At 70.0% G+C, this 24158-nt stretch carries 19 protein-coding genes, 1 tRNA gene and 1 pseudogene; 8 read left to right on the top strand and 13 right to left on the bottom strand.

All coding sequences use genetic code 11. The annotated features are described in order from the left end of the window. Window positions 1–31: 31 nt before the first annotated feature. From ACFV9O_RS03080 to ACFV9O_RS03065, 4 genes are all read left to right on the top strand, one after another. Complete coding sequence (locus tag ACFV9O_RS03080; RefSeq protein ID WP_385411474.1) at window positions 32–1006, top strand: asparaginase; 975 nt, start codon at window positions 32–34, stop codon at window positions 1004–1006. Between the two features lie 74 nt (window positions 1007–1080). Continuing rightward, the gene (gene pepN / locus ACFV9O_RS03075; protein ID WP_385411471.1) at window positions 1081–3597 is read left to right on the top strand and encodes an aminopeptidase N; all 2517 of its coding nucleotides are present in this window, start codon (window positions 1081–1083) and stop codon (window positions 3595–3597) included. Between the two features lie 51 nt (window positions 3598–3648). Further along, window positions 3649–5022, top strand: a complete 1374-nt coding sequence (locus ACFV9O_RS03070; RefSeq protein WP_385411469.1) for a pyridoxal phosphate-dependent decarboxylase family protein — start codon at window positions 3649–3651, stop codon at window positions 5020–5022. Then, on the top strand, window positions 5019–6455 hold the full coding sequence (locus ACFV9O_RS03065) for a lysine N(6)-hydroxylase/L-ornithine N(5)-oxygenase family protein (RefSeq protein WP_385411466.1): 1437 nt from the start codon (window positions 5019–5021) through the stop codon (window positions 6453–6455). Before ACFV9O_RS03070 ends, ACFV9O_RS03065 begins: the two co-directional genes overlap by 4 nt. Here ACFV9O_RS03065 and ACFV9O_RS03060 read toward each other — a convergent pair. Further along, on the bottom strand, window positions 6452–8269 hold the full coding sequence (locus ACFV9O_RS03060; RefSeq protein ID WP_385411463.1) for a bifunctional metallophosphatase/5'-nucleotidase: 1818 nt from the start codon (window positions 8267–8269) through the stop codon (window positions 6452–6454). The genes ACFV9O_RS03065 and ACFV9O_RS03060 overlap by 4 nt on opposite strands. A 96-nt stretch (window positions 8270–8365) precedes the next feature. On the opposite strand from ACFV9O_RS03060, the gene ACFV9O_RS03055 reads away from it, so the two are divergent. Both ACFV9O_RS03055 and pyk read left to right on the top strand, forming a co-directional pair. After that, complete coding sequence (locus ACFV9O_RS03055; protein ID WP_385411460.1) at window positions 8366–9073, top strand: SIMPL domain-containing protein; 708 nt, start codon at window positions 8366–8368, stop codon at window positions 9071–9073. A gap of 163 nt (window positions 9074–9236) precedes the next feature. Continuing rightward, window positions 9237–10670: a pyruvate kinase gene (pyk, locus tag ACFV9O_RS03050; RefSeq protein WP_385411458.1), complete on the top strand. Its 1434-nt coding sequence runs from the start codon at window positions 9237–9239 to the stop codon at window positions 10668–10670. Between the two features lie 5 nt (window positions 10671–10675). Here the strand turns inward: pyk and ACFV9O_RS03045 are convergent, their stop codons facing one another. Both ACFV9O_RS03045 and ACFV9O_RS03040 read right to left on the bottom strand, forming a co-directional pair. Next, a complete protein-coding gene (locus ACFV9O_RS03045; protein WP_385411457.1) occupies window positions 10676–11464 on the bottom strand; it encodes a helix-turn-helix domain-containing protein in 789 nt (262 codons plus the stop codon). A gap of 85 nt (window positions 11465–11549) precedes the next feature. Then, window positions 11550–11633 (bottom strand) — tRNA-Leu (locus ACFV9O_RS03040). 94 nt (window positions 11634–11727) lie between these two features. Here ACFV9O_RS03040 and ACFV9O_RS03035 point away from each other — a divergent pair. Next, complete coding sequence (locus tag ACFV9O_RS03035; RefSeq protein WP_385411455.1) at window positions 11728–12390, top strand: ANTAR domain-containing response regulator; 663 nt, start codon at window positions 11728–11730, stop codon at window positions 12388–12390. 84 nt (window positions 12391–12474) lie between these two features. On the opposite strand, the gene ACFV9O_RS03030 is transcribed toward ACFV9O_RS03035, so the two are convergent. The 8 genes from ACFV9O_RS03030 to ACFV9O_RS02995 form a co-directional block, all read right to left on the bottom strand. Further along, window positions 12475–13191, bottom strand: a complete 717-nt coding sequence (locus ACFV9O_RS03030; protein WP_385411452.1) for an ABC transporter ATP-binding protein — start codon at window positions 13189–13191, stop codon at window positions 12475–12477. Continuing rightward, entirely contained in the window at window positions 13191–14174 is a 984-nt protein-coding gene (locus ACFV9O_RS03025; protein ID WP_385411450.1) for an ABC transporter ATP-binding protein, read from the bottom strand. The genes ACFV9O_RS03030 and ACFV9O_RS03025 overlap by 1 nt, the downstream gene beginning before the upstream one ends. Window positions 14175–14176: 2 nt before the next feature. Further along, a complete protein-coding gene (locus ACFV9O_RS03020) occupies window positions 14177–16000 on the bottom strand; it encodes a branched-chain amino acid ABC transporter permease (protein ID WP_385411448.1) in 1824 nt (607 codons plus the stop codon). A 5-nt stretch (window positions 16001–16005) separates the two neighbouring features. Further along, the gene (locus ACFV9O_RS03015; protein ID WP_385411445.1) at window positions 16006–16935 is read right to left on the bottom strand and encodes a branched-chain amino acid ABC transporter permease; all 930 of its coding nucleotides are present in this window, start codon (window positions 16933–16935) and stop codon (window positions 16006–16008) included. A gap of 103 nt (window positions 16936–17038) precedes the next feature. After that, complete coding sequence (locus ACFV9O_RS03010) at window positions 17039–18277, bottom strand: branched-chain amino acid ABC transporter substrate-binding protein (RefSeq protein WP_385411444.1); 1239 nt, start codon at window positions 18275–18277, stop codon at window positions 17039–17041. 210 nt (window positions 18278–18487) lie between these two features. Continuing rightward, window positions 18488–19090: a Tat pathway signal sequence domain protein gene (locus ACFV9O_RS03005; protein WP_385411789.1), complete on the bottom strand. Its 603-nt coding sequence runs from the start codon at window positions 19088–19090 to the stop codon at window positions 18488–18490. Beyond that, complete coding sequence (locus tag ACFV9O_RS03000; RefSeq protein ID WP_385411441.1) at window positions 19087–19488, bottom strand: hypothetical protein; 402 nt, start codon at window positions 19486–19488, stop codon at window positions 19087–19089. Before ACFV9O_RS03000 ends, ACFV9O_RS03005 begins: the two co-directional genes overlap by 4 nt. 56 nt (window positions 19489–19544) lie before the next feature. Continuing rightward, the gene (locus ACFV9O_RS02995) at window positions 19545–20426 is read right to left on the bottom strand and encodes a trypsin-like serine protease (protein WP_385411439.1); all 882 of its coding nucleotides are present in this window, start codon (window positions 20424–20426) and stop codon (window positions 19545–19547) included. 350 nt (window positions 20427–20776) lie between these two features. Here ACFV9O_RS02995 and ACFV9O_RS02990 point away from each other — a divergent pair. Next, window positions 20777–21120: pseudogene (locus tag ACFV9O_RS02990) on the top strand (CocE/NonD family hydrolase C-terminal non-catalytic domain-containing protein); the annotation flags it as partial. A gap of 167 nt (window positions 21121–21287) precedes the next feature. On the opposite strand, the gene ACFV9O_RS02985 reads toward ACFV9O_RS02990, so the two are convergent. After that, window positions 21288–21779, bottom strand: coding sequence for a PaaI family thioesterase (locus tag ACFV9O_RS02985; protein ID WP_385411436.1), 492 nt, complete (start codon window positions 21777–21779; stop codon window positions 21288–21290). 71 nt (window positions 21780–21850) lie between these two features. After that, window positions 21851–24130 (bottom strand): FdhF/YdeP family oxidoreductase, encoded by a 2280-nt coding sequence (locus tag ACFV9O_RS02980; protein ID WP_385411433.1) that lies wholly within the window; start codon window positions 24128–24130, stop codon window positions 21851–21853. Window positions 24131–24158: the final 28 nt, after the last annotated feature.

Genomic DNA, 24158 nt, shown 5'->3' with positions numbered 1-24158 from the left:
GCGGCGCGGACGGCGCCGGGACGGCCCGCTCATGAACCAGGTGACCGTCTTCACCCTCGGCGGCACCATCTCCGCCCGCGGCGGCGACGCCTCCCGGATGACGGGGGCCGAAGTCCTCGCCGCGGCAGGAGTCCCGGCCGCCGTCGACGTCGAACTGCGCGACTTCCGCCGCGTCCCCAGCTCCTCGCTGTCCTTCGACGACCTCGCCGCGCTCGGCGCCGAGATCGACGAAGCGACCGCCGCAGGCTCCGGCGTGGTCGTGGTGCAGGGCACCGACACCCTGGAGGAGACCGCGTTCCTGCTCGACCTGATCTGCACGCCCCGGATGCCGGTCGCGGTGACCGGCGCGATGCGCCGCCCCGACCTCCCGGGCGCGGACGGGCCCGCGAACCTCGCCGCCGCGATCGCGGTCGCCGCCCACCCGGGCTGCCGGGACGTCGGCGTCGTCGCCGTGATCGCCGACGAGATCCACGCCGCCCGCCATGTGCGCAAGACCCACACCACCTCGGTCGCCACCTTCGCCTCACCCGGCCTCGGGCCGCTCGGCCTGATCGTGGAAGGCCGGCCGCGGATGCTGCTGCGGCCCGCGCGGCCCGTGGTGGAGCGGCCCCTGCGGCTCGCACGGCCGGTGCGGGTCGGCCTCCTGACCCTGTCGTTCGGGGACCGGGGCGAACTGCTGGAGGGCGTGGACGGCCGGTTCGACGGGCTCGTGGTCGCGGCGTTCGGCGCCGGGCACGTCCCGAAGTGGCTGGTCGAACCACTGGAGCGGGCGGCAGCACGGATGCCGGTCGTGCTCGCCTCGCGCACCGGCTCGGGTGCCATGCTGACCGCCACGTACCGCGGCCCCGGTTCCGAGACCGACGTCCTCGGCCGGGGCCTCCTCTCCGCGGGCGCCCTGGACGCCCCGAAGGCACGGCTCCTGCTCCACGCACTCCTCGCGGACGGCGCGGACCGGCCCCGCATCGCCGAGGCATTCGGACACCTCACCGGCGGCGCGACGGACTGATCACCACCGCCCGGGGCCGAGGCCGCTCGGCCCACAGCGAATCCCCGTGTGCGAGCCCGCACCCATCGGGCAGCATGACACCCATGTCCGTACTGACGCGCGACGAAGCGCAGACCCGAGCCCAGCTCCTCGACGTCCACCGCTACACGATCGACCTCGATCTGACCACCGGGGACGAAACCTTCGACTCACGAACCGTGATCCGGTTCACGGCCCGGGCGGCCGGAGACACCTTCGTCGAGCTCAAGCCCGCCACCCTGCGCTCCGTCACCCTCGACGGACAGCCCGTCGACCCCGAGGCGCTCGACGGGAACCGCCTCCCCCTGAAGGGGCTCACGGCGGGCGAGCACGAACTGCACATAGACGCCGCCATGCGCTACTCCCGCACCGGCGAAGGCATGCACCGCTTCACCGACCCGACCGACGGCGAAACCTATCTGTACACCCAGCTCTTCATGGAGGACGTCCAGCGCGTCTTCGCCGCCTTCGACCAGCCCGACCTCAAGTCCGTCTTCGAACTCACCATCACCGCCCCCGAGGACTGGACGGTCCTCGCCAACGGCATCACGACGCACCAGGGGCAGGGCCGCTGGACCGCGGCCCCCACACCGCTGATCTCCACCTACCTCGTCGCCGTGGCCGCCGGCCCCTGGCACTCGGTGCGCACCGAGCACGCCGGGCTGCCCTTCGCCATCCACTGCCGCCGGTCGCTCGCCCCGTACCTGGACGCCGACGCCGAGGAGATCCTCGACATCACACGCGCCTGCTACGACCGCTACCACGAGAAGTTCGAGGAGCCGTACCCCTTCGACTCCTACGACCAGGCCTTCGTCCCCGAGTTCAACGCCGGCGCGATGGAGAACCCCGGCCTGGTCACCTTCCGCGACGAGTTCGTCTACCGCTCCGCCGTCACCGACACCGAGCGCCAGACCCGCGCCATGGTCATCGCCCACGAGATGGCCCACATGTGGTTCGGCGACCTCGTCACGCTGCGCTGGTGGGACGACATCTGGCTGAACGAGTCCTTCGCCGAGTACATGGGCTACCAGACCCTCACCGAGGCGACCCGCTTCACCGACACCTGGACCGACTTCGGGATCGTGCGCAAGGCCTGGGGCTACGACGCCGACCAGCGCCCCTCCACGCACCCCGTCGCCCCCGACCCGGCCGCCGTCCCCGACACCGCCTCCGCGATGCTCAACTTCGACGGCATCTCCTACGCCAAGGGCGCCTCCGCCCTGCGCCAGCTCGTCACCTGGCTCGGCGAGAAGGACTTCCTCACCGGAATCAACCTCCACTTCGCCCGCCACCGCTTCGGCAACGCCACCCTCGCCGACTTCATCGACTCCCTCGCCGAGGCCACCGACCGCGACGTGCACCGCTGGGCCGACTCCTGGCTGCGCACCACCGGCGTCGACACCCTCACCCCCACCGTGGCCGAGTCCGACGGCACCTGGCGGCTCGACATCACCCAGGACGGCGGCCGCCCGCACCGCATCGCCGTCGGCGCCTACGACCGCGACCCCGTCGACGGACGCGGCCTCGTCCTGCGCGAGCGGTTCGAGACCGACGTCCCGCAGAGCGAGCCCGTGACGGCACGCCCCGGCCGCCGCCCCGACCTCGTCGTCCTCAACGACGGCGACCTCACCTACGCCAAGGTCCGCCTCGACGAGGCGTCCCAGGAGCCGGCGCTGCGCAGCCTCTCCGGCGTCCCCGACCCCCTCACCCGGGCCGTCCTGTGGAACGGCCTGCGCGACATGGTCCGGGACGGGGAACTCGAGCCCGTCACCTACCTGGAGACCGCCCGCGCCCACCTCCCGCACGAGGCCGACCTCGCCATCGTCCAGGGCGTCCTCGGCTTCGCCGCCACCCACATCGCCGACCGCTACCTCACCCCCGAGGCCCGCCCCGCCGCCCTCGCCCTGCTCACCGGCCTCACCCGCGACCTCATCCGCCGCACCGAGGACGGCCGGAGTCCCGGGCTGCGGCTCACCGCCGTACGCCACTTCATCGACGTCGCCGCCCAGCCGACCACGCTCCAGGACTGGCTCGGCAGCGGAAGCGTCTCCGGCGGACCCGAGCTCGACCCCGAACTGCGCTGGCGCATCCTTGCCAGGCTCGCCGTACTCGGCGCCACCGACGAGACCGAGATCTCGGCCGAACTCGACCGCGACCCCAGCGCCACCGGCCAGGAAGGCGCCGCCCGCTGCCGCGCCGCCCTCCCCACCCCCGAGGCCAAGTCGGCCGCCTGGGCCCGGCTGTTCGACTCCGACGACCTCTCCAACTACCTGTTCACCGCCACCGCCCAGGGCTTCTGGCAGCCCGAACAGGCCGAGCTCGTCAGGGAGTACGTCCCCCGCTTCTACCCGGCCGCCGTCACCGTCGCCGCCCGCCGCGGCCCCGCCATCGCCGAAGCCGCCGGACGCTACGCCTTCCCCGTCCACGCCGTGGACACCGAGGCCCTCCGCCTCGGCGAGAACTGCCTCCGCGACACCGACATGATCCCGGCCCTGCGCCGCAAGCTCGTCGACCAACTCGACGACCTGCGCCGCGCGCTGGCGATCCGGGAGGCAGTACCCCTTTCGGGTTGAGATCACCCCGGTCCGAGGGCACACCGCCCCCGCCGACGCCAGGCTGGGGGCATGACCGTCCCGCCCCTCGCCGGAGGGGCCGCAGGGCCCGACGCCCTGCGGCCCCTGCTCGCCGTCGTCCTCGACGCGCTCAAGGAAGGGGCAGTGGCCCGCGGCGGGCCACTGCCCCCGGGCGGACCCGACGAACTCGGCAGAGCCATGTGGGAAACCGTCACGCCGGTCATCCCCACCGACGGCCGCGGCGCCGAGGAAGCACTCCGCACCCTCGTCCAGGCCCTGGCCTACGGAGCGGCCGACCCCGCCGACCCCCGGTGCGCCGCCCATCTGCACACCCCGCCGCTCGCCCTCGCTGTCGCGGCCGACCTCGCCGCGTCCGCGCTCAACCCCTCCCTGGACTCCTGGGACCAGGCGCCCTCCGCATCCGCCCTGGAAGCCGAGGTCACCCGCGCCCTCGCCACCGAGGTGTACCCCCGCGGCCCGCACCCCGACGCGCTCGTCACCACCGGCGGCACCGAGGCCAACCAGCTCGCCCTCCTCCTCGCCCGCGAACGCCACGGCACCGTCCAGGCCGTCTGCGGCGCCCACACCCACCACTCGATCACCCGCGCCGCCTGGCTCCTCGGCCTGCCCAAGCCCGTCACCGTCCCCGCCCCCGGCGGCACCACCGACCTCGCGGGCCTCGACGACGCACTCACCCGCCTGCACGGCCCCGTACTCGTCACCGCCACCGCCGGCACCACCGACACCGGCCGCATCGACCCGCTCCAGGACATCGCCGGCCTCTGCGCGCGACACGGCGCCGAACTCCACGTCGACGCCGCCTACGGCGGGCCCCTGCTCCTCAGCAGCCGCCACCGCGACCTGCTGCGCGGCCTCGACCGCGCCCAGTCCGTCACCCTCGACCTGCACAAAATCGGCTGGCAACCGGTCGCCGCAGGCCTCCTCGCCGTCCCCGACAGCGCCCTGCTCGCCCCCCTCGCGCACACCGCCGACTATCTGAACCCCGACGACGACACCGAAGCCGGAATCCCGGACCTGCTCGGCCGCTCGCTCCGCACCACCCGGCGCCCCGACATCCTCAAGATCGCCGTCACCCTCCGCGCCCTCGGCCGCAGCGGCCTCGCCGCTCTCGTCGACCGCACCATCGCCGCCGCGCACGACCTCGCCGGCCTCATCGACAAGCACCCGGCCCTGGAGCTCCACGACCGGCCCGTCCTCTCCACCGTCCTCTTCCGCCCGCGCGGCGCGAGCGACCAGGCCGTCGCGGACATCCGCCGCACCCTGCTGCACCAGGGCCGCGCCGTACTCGGCCGCGCCCACGCCGACGGCCGGCTCTGGCTCAAAGCCACCCTGCTCAACCCCCACGCCACCCCCGGCGACCTCGAAACCCTCATCGCACTCGTGGAAGGCAGCACCCCCCGATGACCGGCACGCCCGCCCCTGGCGCCCAGCACGTCGACCAGCCCCACGACCTGGTGGGCATCGGCATCGGGCCGTTCAACCTCTCCCTCGCCGCCCTCGCCCACGGGCTGCAATACGGAGAAGGGGCAGGAGGCCTCGCCGCCACCTTCTACGAGCAGCGCCCCGCCTTCCACTGGCACCCCGGCCTGCTCATCGACGGCACGACCCTCCAGGTGCCGTTCCTCGCCGACCTGGTGACCCTCGCCGACCCCACCAGCCCCTGGTCGTTCCTCAACTACCTCAAGGCCCGCGACCGGCTCTTCCCCTTCTACTTCGCCGAGAAGTTCCACATCCAGCGCGCCGAGTACGACGCGTACTGCCGCTGGGTCAGCGGCCGGCTCCCCGGACTCCACTTCGGCCACCAGGTCGACGCCGTCCGCTGGAACCCCGAACGATCCCTCTTCGAAGTCGACTTCACCCAGCTCGACACCCACGGGGGAGCGGAATCACTCGGCCGCGCCTACGCCCGCAACATCGCCCTCGGCATCGGCACCGAGCCGTTCGTCCCCGACCCGCTGAAACCCCTCGTCGAGGCTCCCGGCGTCCCCGTGGTCCACTCGGCCGACTACCTCGAGCACCGCGGGCAGATCCTCGCCGCCGACCACATCACCGTCATCGGGTCAGGACAGTCCGGCGCCGAGGTCTTCCTCGACCTGCTGCGCGCACGCCCCGCCGGCGCCGAGAAGATCCACTGGCTCGCCCGCACCGAAGCCTTCGCCCCCATGGAGTACTCGAAGCTCGGCCTCGAACACTTCACCCCCGACTACACCCGCTACTTCCACGCCCTGCCCGAATCCGTACGCGACGGACTCGTCCCCCAGCAGTGGCAGCTCCACAAGGGCATCGACGCCGACACCATCGCCGCCATCCACGACGAGCTCTACCGCCGCACCCTCCACGGCGGCTGGCCCGACGCCGTCCTCACCCCCGGCGTCCAGGTCCGCACCGCAGGCCGCGTCGCCACCACCAAGGTCGAGCTCCACCTGGAGCACCTCCAGCAGGGCACCCGCTCCCGCCTCACCACCGACGCCGTCGTCCTCGCCACCGGCTACCGCGAGCGCCCCCTCGACCGGATCCTCGCCGGCCTCGACCCCTACGTGCGCCGCGACTCCTCCGAACGCCCGCGCATCGACGACCAGTTCCGCCTCGTCATCGACCCGTCCGTCACCGGCTCGGTGTACGTCCAGAACGCGGAACGGCACACCCACGGAGTCGGCGCACCCGACCTCGGCCTCGCCGCCTGGCGCAGCGCGACCATCCTGAACTCGCTCACCGGCAAGGAGCACTACCCGCTCCCGCGCCGCACCGCCTTCACCAGCTTCGGCCTGGAACGGCGAGAGGCGCCCGGCATTCCCGGCCAGGCGCCCCCGCTCACTCCCCTGGAGGACCGGCGCTAGAAACCGGCCCCGGGGACCCGCTGGAAGACCGGGACCCCGTCCCGGGTCAGCTGCCAGCCCACCGACGCGAACGCGGCCGGATCCACCGTCCCCTGCGCCTGCACCCACTGGATGATCGTGTTACGGATCTCGTCCGAATTCGCCCACAGCTGCTGGGCCCTGGCGACATGCGGAAACGCCCCGCCGCCACTGGCCCGGTAGTTGTTCACCGCCAGCACGAACTGCGCCGCAGGATCCAGCGGCGCGCCCTCGAACGACAGATTCACGATCCTCGACCCGGCCGGCTTGGCTATGTCGATCTCGTACGTCAGTCCGGACACGGCGTCGTAGTTGTAGTCCGGGATGCCGTCGGCGTTCGTCAGCTTCGCCGTGTCCACCGGCGCCCCCGCCGGAGTCTGCACGTAGTACCGCGCCGAATACTCCAGATAGTCCTTCAGCTGCGCACCGGTCAGCAGTCGCGCCTCCAGCGTGTTCTCGAACGGATACAGCCCCGCCGCGTCCTTGATCGTGACCTGCCCGGCCGGAATCGCCGCCGTACGGGAGAAACACGACGCCTGCGACAGGACCGGCAGCGCCGCGTGAGGACCGCCGGCCAGCGCCGCCTTCACCGTCACCGCCTGGACATGGTTGATCAGGTCGATGATCGGCTCGTCCTTCCACGGCGCATCGGCCGTCGCCATCGCGGCGGTGGAGGTACCGATGACCTGGTTGACGTACGCGACGACCTTCTTGTGCTCGTCACCCAGAAGCCCGGCGATCTTCGGATCCTCGGCCACGGTGTTGGAGTTCAGGACCTTCGCGCCCACCTTCTCGACCGTCCAGCGGCCCTTCTCCCACACCAGGTCGAAGTCGAAGAGGGTCAGCCGCTGACCCCACTTCAGCGGCTCCGACAGCACGACCTGCTTGCCGGTCTCCTTGTTCGTGACGAAGTACTCGACGATCTCCGTGTGCGCGTGCCCGACGAGAATCGCGTCGATGCCCGGCACCTGCTCGGCGACGAGAGCGGCGGCGTTCTCGATGTACGGGAGCTGATCACCGTACGAGGACGTCCCGCTCGACCCCGAATGCGCCGACACGACGACGACGTCCGCACCCATCGACCGCAGCTTCGGCACCCACTTCGCCGCCTGCTCCTCCAGGCCGGGGAACACCATCTTCCCGCTGACATTGGCCTTGTCCCAGATCGCGATGCCCGGGTTCGTGAGCCCGAGAACCGCGACCCGCACATCCCGGCCGTGCGGGGTACAGAGGCGGTGCATGCTGTACGGCGGGAACGCCGGGCGCAAGGTCGTGGCGTCCAGGGCGTTCGCACCGAGCAGCGGGAAGTCGCACTGCTCCTCGAACTTCCGCAGCACCGGGATGCCGTAGTTGAACTCATGATTGCCCAGCGCCGCGGCGTCGTAGCCGATCGCGTTCATCGCCTGGGCCATCGGGTGGACCGGGCCGCTGCGGGCGGTGATCGGGTCGACCTTGGCGTAGTAGTACGACAGCTGGGTGCCCTGAATGGTGTCACCGGCGTCGATGAGAAGGGTGTTGCGCCGCCCCTTCTCCTTCCTCACCTGGTCGACCAGGGTCGAGATCTTGGCCAGGCCCACATCGTTGCGGTTCTTGTCGTCGAACTCCTTGTCCGTGAAGTAGTCCCAGTTGAAGACGTTGCCGTGCAGATCCGTCGTCCCCATCACCGTGAACGAGTACCGCTTGGATTGCCCTCCGTGACCATGTGCCTCGGCGGGCCCGGCGACGCTCCCCGCGACGGCCATCCCGGCCCCCGCGGCGGCCGAACGGCCAAGGAACGTCCTGCGATTCAGCGGCATGTGATCTCCCTCGTCCAATGACACAACGCGCGTAGATTCTGGCGCAGCACGGCCACATGCGAAAGTGATTCGAGGACAACGACGAGGGAGCGCACCGTGAGCAGCGACACCGCAGCACCCGCACCCTACGGAACGCCCGAGACGCCGCGCGTCGCGGTCCGCGGCGAAGCACGGCTCGAGGTCGACCCGGAGATCGCCAGGATCGGCGTCATGGTCAGCGCACGCGGCAAGGACCGCCGGGCCGCCCTTGAGGACCTGACCCGCCGCAACGGCCAGGTGCTCGACCTGATCAAGTCCTACGGTGACGCGGTCGAGAAGCTGGAGACGGGCGCCTTCTCCATCAGCCCCGAGCTGACCCAGCACGGGCGCGGCGAACGCGTCCGCGCCTACCACGGCCGCGTCCACATCACCGCGGTGCTCGGCGACTTCACCGCACTCGGCGAGCTCACCACCCGCATCGCCGACCTCGAACTCACCCGCGTCGACGGCCCCTGGTGGTCCCTGCGCCCCGACTCCCCGGCCCACGGCGAGGCCCGCCGCCAGGCCGTCCACGAAGCCGTCCAGCGCGCCCGCGAATACGCCGAGGCCCTCGGCGCCCGCCTCGCCGCCCTCGTCGAGCTCGCCGACCTCGGCGCCGAAGCCCCCATGGCGTACGGCATGCCCCAGGCCCCCGGCGCCATGCGCGCGGCCGCCTTCGCCGGCGCCGCCACCGAGGCCGCCCCCGCCCTCGACCTCGAACCCCAGCGCCAGACCGTCTACGCCCAGGTGAATGCGCGCTTCACGATGACGCCGCCGCAGCTCTGACACGCGGGGAACACCACTGCCACCGCTGTCCGGGGGTGTTCAATTGCTCAAAAGAGCGCCCCCATGCACAATTCAATACTTGTCAATAACCCTTCACATAAAGGTTGTTGAGTAGTCATGTGCAGCCGATTCTCTACCCGCCGGTAAGCCATAGGCTCGCATCATGCGCCGAGCAAAAATCGTCTGCACACTGGGTCCCGCCACCGAGGCATACGACCAGATCAAGGCACTGGTCGAAGCCGGAATGGACGTTGCCCGCTTCAATCTCAGCCACGGCACCTACGCCGAGCACGAGGAGCGCTACCAGCGCGTCCGCAAGGCATCCGACGAGATCGGCCGCAGCGTCGGCGTCCTCGCCGACCTTCAAGGCCCGAAGATCCGCCTCGGACGCTTCCGCGAAGGCCCCGTACTGCTTGAACGCGGCGACGAGTTCACCATCACCGTCGAACCCGTCGAAGGCGACCGCCACACCTGCGGAACCACCTACTCCGGCCTCGCCGCCGACGTCACCACCGGAGAGCGCATCCTCGTCGACGACGGCCGCGTCGCCCTCGAAGTCACCGCCGTCGACGGACCCCGCGTCCGCACCACCGTCGTCGAAGGCGGCGTCATCTCCGACCACAAGGGCCTCAACCTCCCCGGCGTCGCCGTCTCCGTCCCGGCGCTCTCCGAAAAGGACGTCGACGACCTCCGCTGGGCGATCAGAATCGGCGCCGACGTCATCGCCCTCTCCTTCGTCCGCAGCGGACGCGACATCGAAGACGTCCACCGCATCATGGACGAAGAAGGCCGCCGCCTCCCCGTCATCGCGAAAGTCGAAAAACCGCAGGCCGTCGACAACATCGACGACATCGTCGCCGCCTTCGACGGCATCATGGTCGCCCGCGGCGACCTCGGCGTCGAAATGCCCCTGGAGCAGGTCCCGATCGTCCAGAAGCGCGCGATCAAACTCGCCAAGCGCAACGCCAAACCGGTCATCGTCGCCACCCAGATGCTCGACTCGATGATCGACAACTCCCGGCCCACCCGCGCCGAGGCCTCCGACGTCGCCAACGCCGTCATCGACGGCACCGACGCCGTGATGCTCTCCGGCGAGACCAGCGTCGGCAAGTACCCCGTCGAAACGGTCAAGACCATGGCCCGCATCGTCGAAGCCGCCGAGGAGGACATCCTCACCAAGGGCCTCCCGCCCCTGACCGAACGCAACAAGCCCCGCACCCAGGGCGGAGCCGTCGCCCGCGCAGCCGCCGAAATGGGCGACTTCCTCGGCGCGAAATTCCTGGTCGCCTTCACCCAGTCCGGCGACACCGTCCGCCGCCTCTCCCGCTACCGCTCCCCGATCCCCCTCCTGGCCTTCACCCCCGACCCGGCCACCCGCTCCCAGCTCACCCTCACCTGGGGCGTGGAGACCTTCCTCGGCCCGCACGTCGACTCCACGGACGCGATGGTCGCCCAGGTCGACGAGATGCTCCTGAAGATCGGGCGCTGCGAGAAGGGCGACACCGTGGTCATCACGGCCGGCTCCCCGCCCGGCGTCCCGGGCTCGACGAACCTGGTGCGGGTGCACCACATCGGCGAGGACGACAGCCCGAAGTAGGGGGGTCAGTACTTGGGGCCGACGTGGGCGTCCATGAGGGCGACGGATTCCTTGCGGGCGACGGAGATGTTGAAGGGGTCGCTTCCGCGGGCCAGCGTTGTCCACCGGACGCCGACCTTGTCCAGGGCGTCGGTGAGGAGCCCCCGGATGTCGTCCGACTTGTTGGAGAAGAAGTACCGCGGGTACTCGTAGCGCTTGCGCTCGCCGCCGACCACTCTGGTGGTCCAGTTGGTGATCCGGCATCCGTCGGAATGGATGAGGCCTCGGATGAACTCCCACGGATGGGCGTCCACGATCTCCTGCTGCCAGGGCTCGAGCGCGATCTTGCGCTCGTGCTTCTTGCCAGGCCCGTGTTGCGGGAACATGCACCAGAGGTGGTTGGAGTACACCTTTACGTTGCGGCAGCCCGTCCTGCGGACCCGGCAGACCGAGTTGTCGGGAAAGACGTCCTGCATCGCCGTCTCACACTCGTCCATGAGGCCGGGCCAGTCCTCGGCGCAGGTGATCACGAGGTTGGGTACGCGGTGCCCCGAGTACTGGATGATGTGCCCGTCGCCGAGATACAGGCCGAGCAGATAGGCGTATGCGGGCTCGTCCAGGTCTCGCCCGTCGCACCGGGGGCACTCGGGATCGTGCCTGCCTGGGCACTCGCCGCGCTGCGCTCGATCCTTGTGTTTCCAATAGCCGACGGTGCCGATGGGTACCTGGGGCCGGCGAGCAACGTCCGCGTTCCTTGCCCCGCCCCGCAGCAGTGACAGAGCCCTCTGTCGTACATCAGTGCCGTGGAAGTTCATACGACCACTCTGGGCAACTGATCGTGCCGCAGGGTGGCAAAAAGCGGATGTTCACGAGAACGTGGACATCCGCTTTCGATCGGTGTGCCGGGTATGGGATTCGAACCCACACGTCCTTTCGGACAGAGGTGTTTGAGACCTCCGCGTCAGCCAGTTGCGCCAACCCGGCCGGATTACCGCGTGCAGCATACCGTGTGCGCGTTGACCAGGCCCACTAGGTAGGCTCAGGGGAAGCAGTACCCCGCCCCGTACCAAGGAGTACCGTGACCGCCCCCGAGCCCGAGTCGCCCCAGCCCGCCGCCGACGACAACAACACGTCGCACGTCCCGCCGCTGACGACCCGTGTCGTCATCGCCGAGGACGAGGCGCTGATCCGCCTCGACCTCAAAGAGATGCTCGAGGAAGAGGGCTACCAGGTCGTCGGCGAGGCGGGTGACGGGCAGAAGGCCGTCGAGCTCGCCCGGGAGCACCGGCCGGATCTGGTGATCCTCGATGTGAAGATGCCCATCCTGGACGGGATCTCCGCCGCGGAGAAGATCGCCGAGGAGTCGATCGCGCCGGTCCTGATGCTGACCGCGTTCTCGCAGCGCGATCTCGTCGAGCGGGCCCGGGACGCCGGGGCGATGGCGTATCTCGTGAAGCCGTTCAGCAAGAGCGATGTGGTGCCGGCCATCGAGATGGCGGTGTCGCGGTTCGCGGAGCTGAAGGCGCTGGAGACGGAGGTCGCGGACCTTGCTCAGCGGCTGGAGACGCGGAAGCTGGTGGACCGCGCGAAGAGCATTCTGCAGACGCAGTACGGGCTGACGGAGCCCGCCGCGTTCCGGTGGATCCAGAAGACGTCGATGGACCGCCGGCTGTCGATGCAGCAGGTCGCGGAGGCGGTCATCGAGGACGCCGAGGAGAAGAAGGCCGCGAAGGGGCAGTAGCCCCAGCTGTACGTGCGCCTTACGTGCATACGAGGAGGCCCGCACCCCCTGCCGGGGGGCGGGCCTCCTCGTATTTCCGTGGGCTCAGTCCTCGCCGAGGTAGGCCTTGCGGACCGACTCGTCGTGGAGCAGGTCCTGTCCGGTGCCGGTGAGGACGATCTTGCCGATCTCCATGACGTGGCCGTGGTCGGCCAGCGAGAGCGCGGCCTGGGCGTTCTGCTCGACGAGCAGGATGGTGGTGCCCTGGGCCTTGAGCTCGGCGATGGTCGCCATGATCTTCTGCATCATGATCGGGGAGAGGCCCATCGACGGCTCGTCCAGCATCAGCAGCTTGGGCTGGGACATGAGGGCCCGGCCCATCGCGAGCATCTGCTGCTCACCGCCGGAGAGGGTGCCCGCCGCCTGCTTGCGCCGCTCCCCGAGGATGGGGAAGAGGTCGTAGGCGCGCTGGACGTCCTTGGCGATGCCTTCCTTGTCGCTGCGGAGGAAGGCGCCGAGGAGCAGGTTGTCCTCGATCGTCATGCGCGGGAAGATGTGCCGCCCCTCGGGGGAGTGGGCGAGTCCGAGCGAGACGATCTGGTGGGCGGGGACCTTGCGCAGTGACTTGCCGTTGAACTTGATCTGGCCGCCGACGGGCTTGAGGAGCCCGGAGAGGGTGCGCAGGGTGGTGGTCTTGCCGGCGCCGTTGGTGCCGATGAGGGTGACGACCTCGCCTGCCTCGACCTTGAAAGAGATGCCCTTGACGGCCTCGATCTTGCCGTAGGCGACGCGCAGGTCCTCGACTTCGAGCAGTGCGGTCATCAGTCGTTCTCCTTGCCAGAGCCGGAGGCCTGGGCGGTGGTGCTGTCGTCGGCGTCGCTGTCGCCTTCGCCGTCGGTCGAGGCTTCCGGAGCGTTGGCCGGAGCCGAGTCGGCGTCGGCTTCGGTCTCGGTGGCGTGCGCCTCCGCCTTCGCGACCTCCGCCGCTTCTTCCTCGCCCGGGGCGCCGTCGAAGGGCTCTCCGAGGTAGGCGGCGATGACGCGCTCGTCGCTCTGGACGGTGGCGCTGTCGCCCTCGATGAGCTTCTCGCCCTGGACGAGGACGGCGACGCGGTCGCAGAGGTTCATGATGAACCGCATGTCGTGCTCGATGACGAGGACGGCGATGCCCTGGTCCCGGATGGCGAAGACGAGTTCCTCGGTGGCCCGGGTCTCCTGCGGGTTCATGCCCGCGGTGGGCTCGTCGAGGAGCAGCAGTCCCGGCTCGCTGGCGAGCGCGCGGGCGATCTCCAGCTTGCGCTGCTCGCCGTAGGGGAGGTTGCGGGCGAGGTGCTCGGCCTTGGCGGCGAGGCCGACGAACTCGAGTAGTTCCATGGCGCGCTCGCGCGATGCGGCTTCGGCCTTGTGGAAGCCGGGGCCGCGCAGCAGGGCGGACCAGAGGCCTTCCTTGGTGCGGGTGTGGCGTCCGACGAGGACGTTCTCGAGGACCGTCATGTTGCTGAAGAGCCGGATGTTCTGGAACGTCCGGGCGATGCCGGCCGCGGTGACCTTGAAGGACTTGGGCGGCAGGACCGTGCCCTTGTACCGGACCTCGCCCTCGGTGGGGATGTAGAGGCCGGTGAGGCAGTTGAAGAAGGTGGTCTTGCCGGCGCCGTTGGGGCCGATGAGGCCGACGATCTCGCCGCTGTTGACGGTGAGGTCGACGTTGCGTACGGCGGTGAGGCCGCCGAAGCGCATCGTCACACCGCGGGCGTCGAGGACCGCCTCGCCGGTCGCCGTGGCGGTTGCCGTAGTGATGGTCGTCATGATCAGGCACCTGCCTTGGTGAGGGTGGCGGGCGCTTCCTCGTTCTCGTGGAACTCGAGCTGGCGGCGGCGGTTGGGGATGAGGCCCTCGGGGCGGACGCGCATCAGCACGACCAGCACCAGACCGAAGACGAAGAGCTGGTAGTCACTCAGGAACTGCAGCTTCGCCGGGATGAGGAAGAGCAGGGCACCGCCGACGAGGGGGCCGCTGATGGTCCCCATGCCGCCGAGGACGACGGCGGCGAGCAGGAACGCCGAGTTCGGAGGTACGACGTGGGCGAACTGGTACTGCTCCGGGGTCACGGTGTATGTCACGTGCGCCTGGACGGCACCGGCGAGGCCGGCGAGCGCGGCGCCGAGGGCGAAGGCGATGAGCTTGACGCGGAAGCCGTTGATGCCCATGGCTTCCGCGGCGGTCTCGTCCTCGCGGATGGCGATCCAGGCGCGGCCGATGCGGGATTCCGCGCTGCGGCGGAAGACCACGACCACGATGAGGGTGACGAGCAGCATCAGGTAGAAGTAGTTGGCGAATCGGCCGATGGCGATGCCGCCGAGGATGTGCTCGGCACCGAAGTCGAAGCCGAAGATGTCGAGGTTCGGGATCGACGAGATGCCGTTGGAGCCGTTGGTGATGTCGGGTCCGGAGGTGCCGTCGAGGTTCAGCACGGTGATGCGGAAGATCTCACCGAAGCCGAGGGTGACGATCGCGAGGTAGTCGCCGCGGAGCCGCAGGGTCGGTGCGCCGATGAGGACGCCGAAGACCATGGAAGCGGTGGCGCCGACGAGGATCGCCCACCCGAACGGGAGGTGCACGCCGAAGGGCGAGGACGGTGAGCCGGAGACCATGGCCGCGGCGTACGCGCCGACGCCGAGGAAGGCGACGTAGCCGAGGTCGAGGAGGCCGGCGAGGCCGACGACGATGTTGAGGCCCAGGGCGACGGTGGCGAAGATCAGGATGTTCACGCCGATGGTCGCGTACTGGTCGTCGGACTGCGTGAGCGGGAACGCGGCCGCGGCGACGAAGGCGCCGGTCATGGTCACGTTGCGGTGGCGCGCGGTGAACGCCGATGCGCGGCTGATGAGCCCGGACTTGAAGAGCGCGCCGAAGCCGAAGCCCGCCGTGATCAGGAAGCCGACGAAGAGCTCGTCGTACTCGGTGGTGATGCCGTATGTGAAGACGAGCAGCCCGAGTGCGAGTACCGCGGTGATGATGAGGATCTCGGCGTATCCCGGGAGCTTGGGAGTCGGCGAGGGCGTGCCCGAGGCGTAGGCCGCCTTGATCGTCGTCATACGGTTCCTGCGGTTGTGCAGGAACCGCTGCCAGGTGCTGTCCTCGGGGTCGGCCGGCTCCAGCTTCGGACGCTCGTAGGGCAGAGACCGCGCTCCGATGAGGGCGGTGAGGCTGGCGAGAGCCGCGACGTAGCCGCCGGGTTCCAGGTTGACGATGCCGCCGAGCTGGACGCTGATGGCGATGACGGTGTACCAGGCGGTGGCGAATGCGGCGAGTGCGGAGAGCCTGATCGCCGGGTCGGCGCCGGCCGGTACGAGCCACCGGAGTCCCTTGACCCCGTACGAGGCGAGGCCGAAGAGCGCTGTCAGGGCGCCGCCGACGAGGACGAGCCACTGGAGGCCGCCGGGGTAGCCGTAGACGGTGAGGTCGCCGGGGAAGGCGGCGGTCCAGGTCCAGGCCATGAAGGCGGAGATGACGGTGAGGACACCGCCGGCTGTGGCGGTGGCCCGGGCGATGTGCGGGGGCAGGGCACCGTTCTTCGTGGCGGCGGGGGCGGAGGTCTGCGGGGTGTCCGCGGTGCTGGTCTGTGTGGTCATGGTGGTCACGCCCTGTCCGCGACGCGCTCACCCAGGAGACCCTGGGGCCGGAAGAGGAGCACGAGGATGAGGAGTACGAACGCCCAGGCGTTGGCCCAGGACTGGCCGCCGAGCTGCTGCATGCCGGGGATTTCGCTGACGTATGCGGCGGCCATGGTCTCGGCGACACCGAGGACGAGTCCGCCGATCATGGCGCCGTAGATGTTGCCGATGCCACCGAGGACGGCCGCGGTGAAGGCCTTGAGGCCGAGGAGGAAGCCCATGCGGAACTGGACTTCGCCGTACTTGAGGCCGTAGGCGACGGCTCCGATGGCGGCGAACGCGGCGCCGAGGGCGAAGGCGACCACGATGATGCGGTCGGTGTTGATGCCCATGAGCTTGGCGGTGTCGGGGTCCTGCGCGGTGGCCTGCATGCCGCGGCCGGTGCGGGTCTTCATCACGAAGTAGCCGAGGAAGGCCATCGAGATGGGGGCTGCGATCAGCAGGAAGATGTCACCGGTCTGGATGGTGATGTCACCGATGTGGAATGGCCCGCCGGGGATTTCCGGGAAGGTGCGGGAGGACTTGGCACCGGGGTACCACGCCCATACGGCCTGCTGGAGAGCGAGGGAGAGCCCGATCGCGGTGATGAGTGGTGCGAGGCGTGGTCCTCCGCGCAGTGGCCGGTATGCGAAGCGTTCGGCTCCGACGGCGATGGTGGTGGCGACGATGATCGCCCCGATGATCATGAGTGGCAGGGCCAGCCACATGGTGGTGCCGCTGGGGAGGATCAGCCAGACCGTGAGGGCTCCGAACCCTCCGGTCATGAAGATCTCGCCGTGGGCGAAGTTGATGAGCTGGACGATGCCGTAGACCATCGTGTAGCCAATGGCGACCAGCCCGTACATCGATCCGAGTAGCAGGCCGTTGACCAGCTGTTGCGGCAGTTCGTTCACCGCAGGTCCTCCGAAGTCTTTCGCCGGATGTGACTCCGCGCGGGGCGCCAGTTTGCAGCGCCCCGCGCGGCCAGAATGTGTTGCGGGTTGTTGATCAGCCGGTTCAGCCCGTGAAGGTACCGGACTTGACGGGGGCCCAGGCACCGGCCTTGTACGCGTACACGGTGAGCTGCTTGTTGGTGGCGTCGCCGAACTCGTCGAAGGAGACCTTGCCGGTCACACCGTCGAAGGAGACACCCTTCATCGCGTCGAGGACCTTGGCGCGGGCGTCCTTGGACTCGGGCAGCTTGCCGCCGTTGTCGTCGACGATCTTCTTCACGGCCTCGATGATCGCCCAGGCGGAGTCGTAGGAGTAGCCGCCGTAGGCCTCGTAGGCCTCCTTGTAACCGGCCTCCTTGTAGTTCGCCACGAACTCCTTGGCGGACGGGAGGGTTTCGACCGGTGCGCCGACGGAGGTGGCGAGGTCGCCCTCACCCTCCTTGCCGGAGAGCTTGATGAAGTCGGCGCTGTAGATGCCGTCGCCGCCGACGAGCGGGATCTTGGCACCGGCCTTCTTGATCTGCTTGCTCAGCGGGCCGGCCGCCGGGTACTCGCCGCCGTAGTAGACGACGTCCGCACCAGAGGCCTTGATCTTGGTGACGACGGAGGAGAAGTCCTTCGTGTCCGGGTCCACGTGGTCCTCGCCGGCGACCGCGCCGCCCAGCTTGGTGAACTCGGCCTTGAAGGTGGCCGCGAGGCCGGCGCCGTAGGTCTTCTTGTCGTCGACGACGAAGACCTTCTTCTTCTTGGCGTCGTTGAACAGGTACTGCGCGGCGAACGGGCCCTGGATGGCGTCCGTGGTGGCCGTGCGGAAGTACGAGTTGTAGACGCGCTTCTTGGTGCCGCTGTTCCACGCCGGACCCTGCGTCAGGGCCGGGTTGGTGTTGGCGGGGGAGACCTGGACGAGCTTGGCGTCGTCGAAGACCTTCTGCATCGACTCGGCCACCGAGGAGTTCAGCGGGCCGACGACGCCGATGACGTCCTTGTCGGCGACGAGCTTGGTGGCGTTCTGCTGGCCGGACGAGGGCTGGGCCTGGTCGTCCAGGGCCTCGATCTTGAAGGTGACGCCCTTGACGTACTTCTTCTCGTTGGCCTGCTTGGCGGCGAGGTCGACCGAGTTCTTGATGCCGAGTCCGAGCGCAGAGAGGTCGCCGGTCAGGGGCGCGTCGACGCCGATGACCACGGTGGTGTCGCCACCGGCAGCGGAGCCTCCGCCATTGTCGTCGCGCGAGCCACAGGCGGTGAGGGTGAGTGCCCCCGCGGCAAGTGCAGCGGTTATGGCTATGAGCGAGCGTTGACGCACTGTCTGGTCCTTTCACCTGGCACGGCGTCTCCCTTTGGAGCGCCGAGTCGAGCGCTGGAGCCTCACTGACAAGGAATCCGGTGGCGCGGTGACTGGCCGTGACTCTAAGCGGGTAAATGGGAATTCAGCACTGGTCTGCCGAGGCTGTGACGCTCTTGTTATCCCGAACGGATTTGCGGGATGGAGTGCATGACTGTTTCCCGTTTTTGGTCATGACAGCCGTGGTGGTTGCTCGCAGTAGTCGGTCACGGCCCGGGACAGGTCCCGTGCGTAGCGGTCTCCGAGGATGAAACTCTGGTCCTGTTTTGCGCGCGCATTACGCAGCGTTACATCCAGGAAAGGGAGTCCGGCATTCCGGGGCGCTCTTCCGCAGTCGTCCACGTTGATCACGATTTCCACACTGCGGGCAGACCCGGCTTTCACCGTAAAGGGAGGATTCGGGGAGGCTCCCAGCCGCAGTCCCGCCGACGGCTGTCGGATGTTCTCGACCGTGACGGGCGGGCCCGCATCGGCGGTGATCCGTACGGAGAAGCGCAGCGCTCCGTCGGGGCGGCTGGGGGCCGGGGCGGCGCCCTCGTACGAGATGGAGACCATCTGCGCAGGCCAGGGGCCGGGATCGGGGCGCGGGCGGGTGGCGTAGAGGCAGGCGGAGCCCGCGACGATCGCGAGGAGCAGCAGGACGGTCAGGATGATCCGGCGGTGGCGCGCGGGGAGCGCCGCCCAGGGGCCCGCCGGCCCGCGGCGCGGCGACGGCCCGGGGGTCTCCGCGACGTACGTGTACCCACCGGGCTCCACGGGGCCGACGCCGCTCATTGCCACGGCCCGGCGGTCGGCACACCGTTCCGGTAACGCTCCGCACAGCGCTCCCCGGACTGACGGTCGATCAACGTGCCTGCGGAGTCGGGGCCGTTGCGTTGCTTCTCGGCGCGTGCGGCGTCGAGCGTTTCGCGCAGGATCTCGTACTGGGCGTTGGACAGGCCCATCGACTGGTAGTCGCCGTAGCCGCTGTCACCGTCGGTGAGGAGCTTGTGTCCCCACTTGGCGATGAGCGTGGTGCAGAGCTCCTGAGGTGAGGTGGTGCGAGGGGACGGGGCGGCGGGTCCGCCGGCGGGCGCGCCTCCGTCGGAGCAGCCCGCCAGGGCCGTGAGAACACCTGCGGCCAGGGCCGCGCGGACGGCGGCCCTGGCCGGGCGGTAAGCCTTGTGCCTCATGAGGGAACGCTAGGACCTCGCCTGCGGGGGCACAACATCCCGTGCCCGCAGGGGTTTCAGGGCAGCGCCACGAAGGGGGAGAGGAAGGCGCGCGCACCGGGGGTGTCGAGCCGGTACGTCACGTTCGTGGCGTAGCAGGGGGTGTCGCCGGTGATCGTCGTGGCGACGAGGGTGCGCTTGCCCGCCAGGGTGGCGAAGTTCGGGCCGCCCGAGTCCCCGTAGCAGGCGCCTCCGTTGCCCTGCGGGGCGGTCATGGCCAGCCGCAGCCAGGCGTCGTTCAGCGCGTTGTAGGTGACCGGGGCCTTCATCCGGACCCCGCCGCCGGGGTGGGTGTGGCCGCCGGGTCCGCGCCGGGCCTCCTGGGTGCCGTAGCCGGCGACGAAGAACGAGGTGTCGTTCAGACCCTGCGGACCGAGTGCCGCGAGCGCCCCGGCCTTGGGGAGCGCCGCCGGGGTGAAGGACCAACGGGCCTTGACCTTGGCCGCGGGCAGTTCGATCACCGAGATGTCGTGCGTGTCGGAGGCGGGCCCGGGGTAGGCCGGGTGGCTGTGCGCGGTGCCCTGGACGGCGACGGCGTTCGCGACGGCGGCCGGGTCGCCCGGGTGCTCGACCGCGGCCTTGTCGAGTCCGGACTGCACGTCCTGGTCGAGGGAGACGTAGAACTTCACGTTCGCCGGCCAGTCGGTGGTGCAGTGCGCGGCGGTCAGGAAGGTGTTCGCGTCGATCATCGTGCCGGAGCAGACCCAGTCGACACGGTCGGGGGTGGCCGGATCGCCGTCGTTGTCCCACGTGGCGACCAGGGCGCCCACTTCGGTGCGCTCGGGAGCGGGCGTGGCGTTGTACGAGTTGATGGCCGCGGACGGGATCGCGGTGGCGAGGACGGCGGCGCAGGCGGCCGCGGTGGCGGCGGTGAGCGCGGTGGTGCGTACGGCGGTCAAGAAGAACCCCTCTGCGTGTGGTGGGGACGGGCGACCTCCTGTGGGGAGAGCGACAGTGAAGCGGTGATCGGCCGGTTGGGCAAGAGGGCAGGGGGAACGCGGGTGTTGGCGGTGCCGGGTCCGGTACGGCTGGTGCGCGGGCGGTGGATTGTCGTCCGTGCTTCCCGCGTGATCGTCACTCATCCCGGCCCTGGAGGCAGGCGCGATGGCGAGTCCCACCCGAGTACGGACGGCCCCGGACATCCCGATTCGTACGGGGAGTCGGGAGCTGGGGGACGGCGACTCTCGCCGAATGCGTGACCTCACCCTGCGGCTGAACGCGGCCGGCGAGCCGGCGCCGCTGCCCGGCAATGCCGGTGCGGCAGACAATGACCGACGCGGGCCGTGCGGTGCCTGCCGAGCAGCTGATGGCCGCGCTTGATGCGGCCCGCCCCGACCGGCTCGCGTACACGACGGGGCCGCTCCCGGCCGATCTGCGCGTCAACGGGATCCCGGAGGTGTCGGTACGCGCCTCGCTCGCGGGCTCGTCGCCGTACGTCACTGCGCTGCTCGTCGCATCCGGAACCGGCACTCGGCGGAGCGCCGGAGCCCGGTCGTCGAGGGCCGGGGATACCGACCGGAGTGGGGGACGCAGCCGCAGGACCACGTCTTCAAGAAGGGGCATCCGCTGGGTGTGGTGCTGATCTCCACCGACCACGACTGCACGCTCCGGTACCCGGCCGGGACGGAACCGTCCGTCCGGGCCGGGACCAGCAGCGTCATCCTGCGGGTGAGCCTTCGGCGGAAGGGCCCGCCGGTACCGGGCACGAAGGAGCCCGTCCCGTGCCGGAGGGCGGGCGCTCGGGCCGACCGGCCGTGCGGTCAGCCGGCAGCACCCGGGACGTTGTCCGCGTCCTTGGGGCCGACGTCGCGCAGCAGGCAGGTCAGGCGGGCCGTGCAGACCCGCTTGTCGTGCTCGTCGGTGATCACGATCTCGTACGTGGCCGTCGAGCGGCCCCGGTGCACCGGGGTGGCTACTCCGGTGACCAGGCCGGAGCGGACGCCCCGGTGATGGGTGCAGTTCAGATCCACACCGACGGCGATCTTGGAGACTCCGCCGTGCAGCATCGAGCCCACCGAGCCGAGCGTCTCGGCGAGGACCGCGGAGGCCCCGCCGTGCAGCAGCCCGTAGGGCTGGGTGTTGCCTTCGACGGGCATGGTGCCGACGACCCGGTCCGCCGAGGCCTCGACGATCTGCACGCCCATCCGGTTGCCGAGATGCCCGGCGGAGAACAGCGCGGGCAGGTCGACGCCGAGCTCGGCGTACTCGTCGATGACCTCTTGCGGGAACTTAACGGTGGTCTGCTCGCCCATGGGCCCGGCTCCGTTCATGTGCGTACGTCGTCGTACGGCTGTACGTCCTCAGCTGCTGCCTGAGCAAACGCTTAGGCGGACGGCGATTGTTCCAGACGCACGACCACGGACTTGCTGGCGGGGGTGTTGCTGACGTCCGCGGTGGCATCCAGCGGCACCAGCACATTGGTCTCCGGGTAGTACGCGGCCGCGCAGCCGCGCGCGGTCGGGTAGTGCACGACCCGGAAGCCGGGCGCCCGGCGCTCCACGCCGTCCTTCCACTCGCTCACCAGATCCGTGTACGCACCGTCCGCGAGGCCCAGCTCGGCGGCGTCCGCCGGGTTGACGAGGACGACGCGGCGGCCGCCCTTGATGCCGCGGTAGCGGTCGTCCAGCCCGTAGATCGTGGTGTTGTACTGATCATGGGAGCGCAGGGTCTGCAGCAGCAGCCGGCCCTCCGGGACCTCGGGGTACTCGACGGGGGCCGCCGTGAAGTTGGCCTTGCCGGTGGCGGTGGGGAAGCGGCGCTCGTCGCGCGGGGCGTGCGGCAGGGTGAAGCCGCCCGGGTGCGCGACCCTCGCGTTGAAGTCCTCGAAGCCGGGGACGACCCGGGAGATGCGGTCGCGGATCGTCGCGTAGTCCTTCTCGAACTCCTCCCAGGGCGTCTGCGACCGCGCGCCGAGCACGGCACGCGCCATGCGCGCCACGATCGCCGGCTCCGAGAGCAGATGCGGGCTCGCGGGCGGCAGATTGCCCCGCGAGGCATGGACCATGCCCATCGAGTCCTCGACGGTCACGAACTGCTTGCCGCTCTTCTGTACGTCCTTGTCGGTGCGGCCGAGCGTGGGCAGGATCAGCGCGCGTGTGCCCGTGACGGCGTGCGAGCGGTTGAGCTTCGTCGACACATGCACGGTCAGGCGGGCGCGGCGCATGGCCGCCTCGGTGACCTCCGTGTCCGGCGTGGCACCGATGAAATTGCCGCCCATCGCGAAGAACACCTTGGCCTCGCCGTCGCGCAGCGCCCGGATGGCCCGGACCACGTCGAGGCCGTGCCGGCGCGGCGGCGCGAAGCCGAACTCCTTCTCCAGGGCGTCCAGGAAGGCGGGCGCGGGCCGCTCGAAGATGCCCATGGTGCGGTCGCCCTGCACATTGGAGTGCCCGCGCACCGGGCACACCCCGGCGCCCGGCCGGCCGATGTTGCCGCGCAGCAGCAGGAAGTTGACGACCTCCCGGATGGTCGGGACGGCGTGCTTGTGCTGGGTCAGGCCCATCGCCCAGCAGACGATCGTGCGCTTCGAGGCGAGGACCATGCCCAGGGCCCGCTCGATCTCCGCCCGGTCCAGTCCGGTCGCTGCGAGCGTCTCGTCCCAGTCGGCCGCCCTCGCGGCGGCGGTGAACTCCTCGTAGCCGTGCGTGTGGTCCCGTACGAAGTCCTCGTCGACGGCGCCCGGTGTGCCGAGGATCAGCTTGTTGAGGAGGCGGAAGAGGGCCTGGTCGCCGCCGATCCGGATCTGGAGGAAGAGGTCGGTGAGGGAGACGCCCTTGAGCATTCCCTGCGGGGTCTGCGGGTTCTTGAACTTCCCCAGGCCCGCCTCGGGCAGCGGATTCACCGAAATGATCTTCGCGCCGGCGAGCTTGGCCTTCTCCAGCGCGGACAGCATCCGCGGATGGTTCGTCCCCGGGTTCTGCCCGGCCACGATGATCAGATCCGCCTGGTGCAGATCCTCCAGGGAGACACTGCCCTTGCCGACGCCGAGGGTCTCCGTGAGCGCCGAGCCCGAGGACTCATGGCACATGTTCGAGCAGTCGGGGAGGTTGTTGGTGCCGAACTCGCGGGCGAAGAGCTGCAGCAGGAACGCCGCCTCGTTGCTCGTCCGCCCCGACGTGTAGAAGACGGCCTCGTCGGGGGAGCCGAGTCCCCGGAGCTCCTCCGCGATGATCGCGAAGGCCCGCTCCCACGTCACCGCCTCGTACCGCACCGCACCTTCCGCGAGGTACATGGGCTCGGTGATACGGCCCTGCTGGCCCAGCCAGTACCCGCTGCGGGACGCGAGATCCGCGAGCGGGTGCGCGGCGAAGAACTCGGGCGTGACCCGGCGCAGCGTCGCCTCCTCGGCGACCGCCTTCGCGCCGTTCTCGCAGAACTCCGCCACATGCCGCTTGTCGCCCTCGGGCCAGGCGCAGCCCGGGCAGTCGAATCCGTCCTTCTGATTCACCTTGAGGAGGGTCTGCGCGGTGCGCCGCACGCCCATCTGCTGCTGGGCGATCCTGAGCGTGTGCCCGATCGCGGGCAGGCCGGCCGCGGCGTGCCGGGGTGTCTCGACCTGCGGCGAGTCCTGGACCGGGTCACCTGCGGGCGGCTTGCTGGCCATCGTGCTCCTCTTCGAGCGCGGGATCGGT

Origin of the sequence: Streptomyces sp. NPDC059909, assembly GCF_042730885.1 — a bacterium.
Taxonomy (GTDB): domain Bacteria; phylum Actinomycetota; class Actinomycetes; order Streptomycetales; family Streptomycetaceae; genus Streptomyces.
This window is presented reverse-complemented; position numbering and strand designations above follow the sequence as displayed.

Bases quoted from the DNA above. Each gene is read 5' to 3' on its own strand.
- ACFV9O_RS03080 (WP_385411474.1), top strand. From the start codon at position 32: ATGAACCAGGTGACCGTCTTCACCCTCGGCGGCACCATCTCCGCCCGC.
- pepN (WP_385411471.1), top strand. From the start codon at position 1,081: ATGACACCCATGTCCGTACTGACGCGCGACGAAGCGCAGACCCGAGCC.
- ACFV9O_RS03070 (WP_385411469.1), top strand. From the start codon at position 3,649: ATGACCGTCCCGCCCCTCGCCGGAGGGGCCGCAGGGCCCGACGCCCTG.
- ACFV9O_RS03065 (WP_385411466.1), top strand. From the start codon at position 5,019: ATGACCGGCACGCCCGCCCCTGGCGCCCAGCACGTCGACCAGCCCCAC.
- ACFV9O_RS03060 (WP_385411463.1), bottom strand. From the start codon at position 8,269: ATGCCGCTGAATCGCAGGACGTTCCTTGGCCGTTCGGCCGCCGCGGGG.
- pyk (WP_385411458.1), top strand. From the start codon at position 9,237: ATGCGCCGAGCAAAAATCGTCTGCACACTGGGTCCCGCCACCGAGGCA.
- ACFV9O_RS03045 (WP_385411457.1), bottom strand. From the start codon at position 11,464: ATGAACTTCCACGGCACTGATGTACGACAGAGGGCTCTGTCACTGCTG.
- ACFV9O_RS03030 (WP_385411452.1), bottom strand. From the start codon at position 13,191: ATGACCGCACTGCTCGAAGTCGAGGACCTGCGCGTCGCCTACGGCAAG.
- ACFV9O_RS03025 (WP_385411450.1), bottom strand. From the start codon at position 14,174: ATGACGACCATCACTACGGCAACCGCCACGGCGACCGGCGAGGCGGTC.
- ACFV9O_RS03020 (WP_385411448.1), bottom strand. From the start codon at position 16,000: ATGACCACACAGACCAGCACCGCGGACACCCCGCAGACCTCCGCCCCC.
- ACFV9O_RS03005 (WP_385411789.1), bottom strand. From the start codon at position 19,090: ATGAGCGGCGTCGGCCCCGTGGAGCCCGGTGGGTACACGTACGTCGCG.
- ACFV9O_RS03000 (WP_385411441.1), bottom strand. From the start codon at position 19,488: ATGAGGCACAAGGCTTACCGCCCGGCCAGGGCCGCCGTCCGCGCGGCC.
- ACFV9O_RS02985 (WP_385411436.1), bottom strand. From the start codon at position 21,779: ATGGGCGAGCAGACCACCGTTAAGTTCCCGCAAGAGGTCATCGACGAG.
- ACFV9O_RS02980 (WP_385411433.1), bottom strand. From the start codon at position 24,130: ATGGCCAGCAAGCCGCCCGCAGGTGACCCGGTCCAGGACTCGCCGCAG.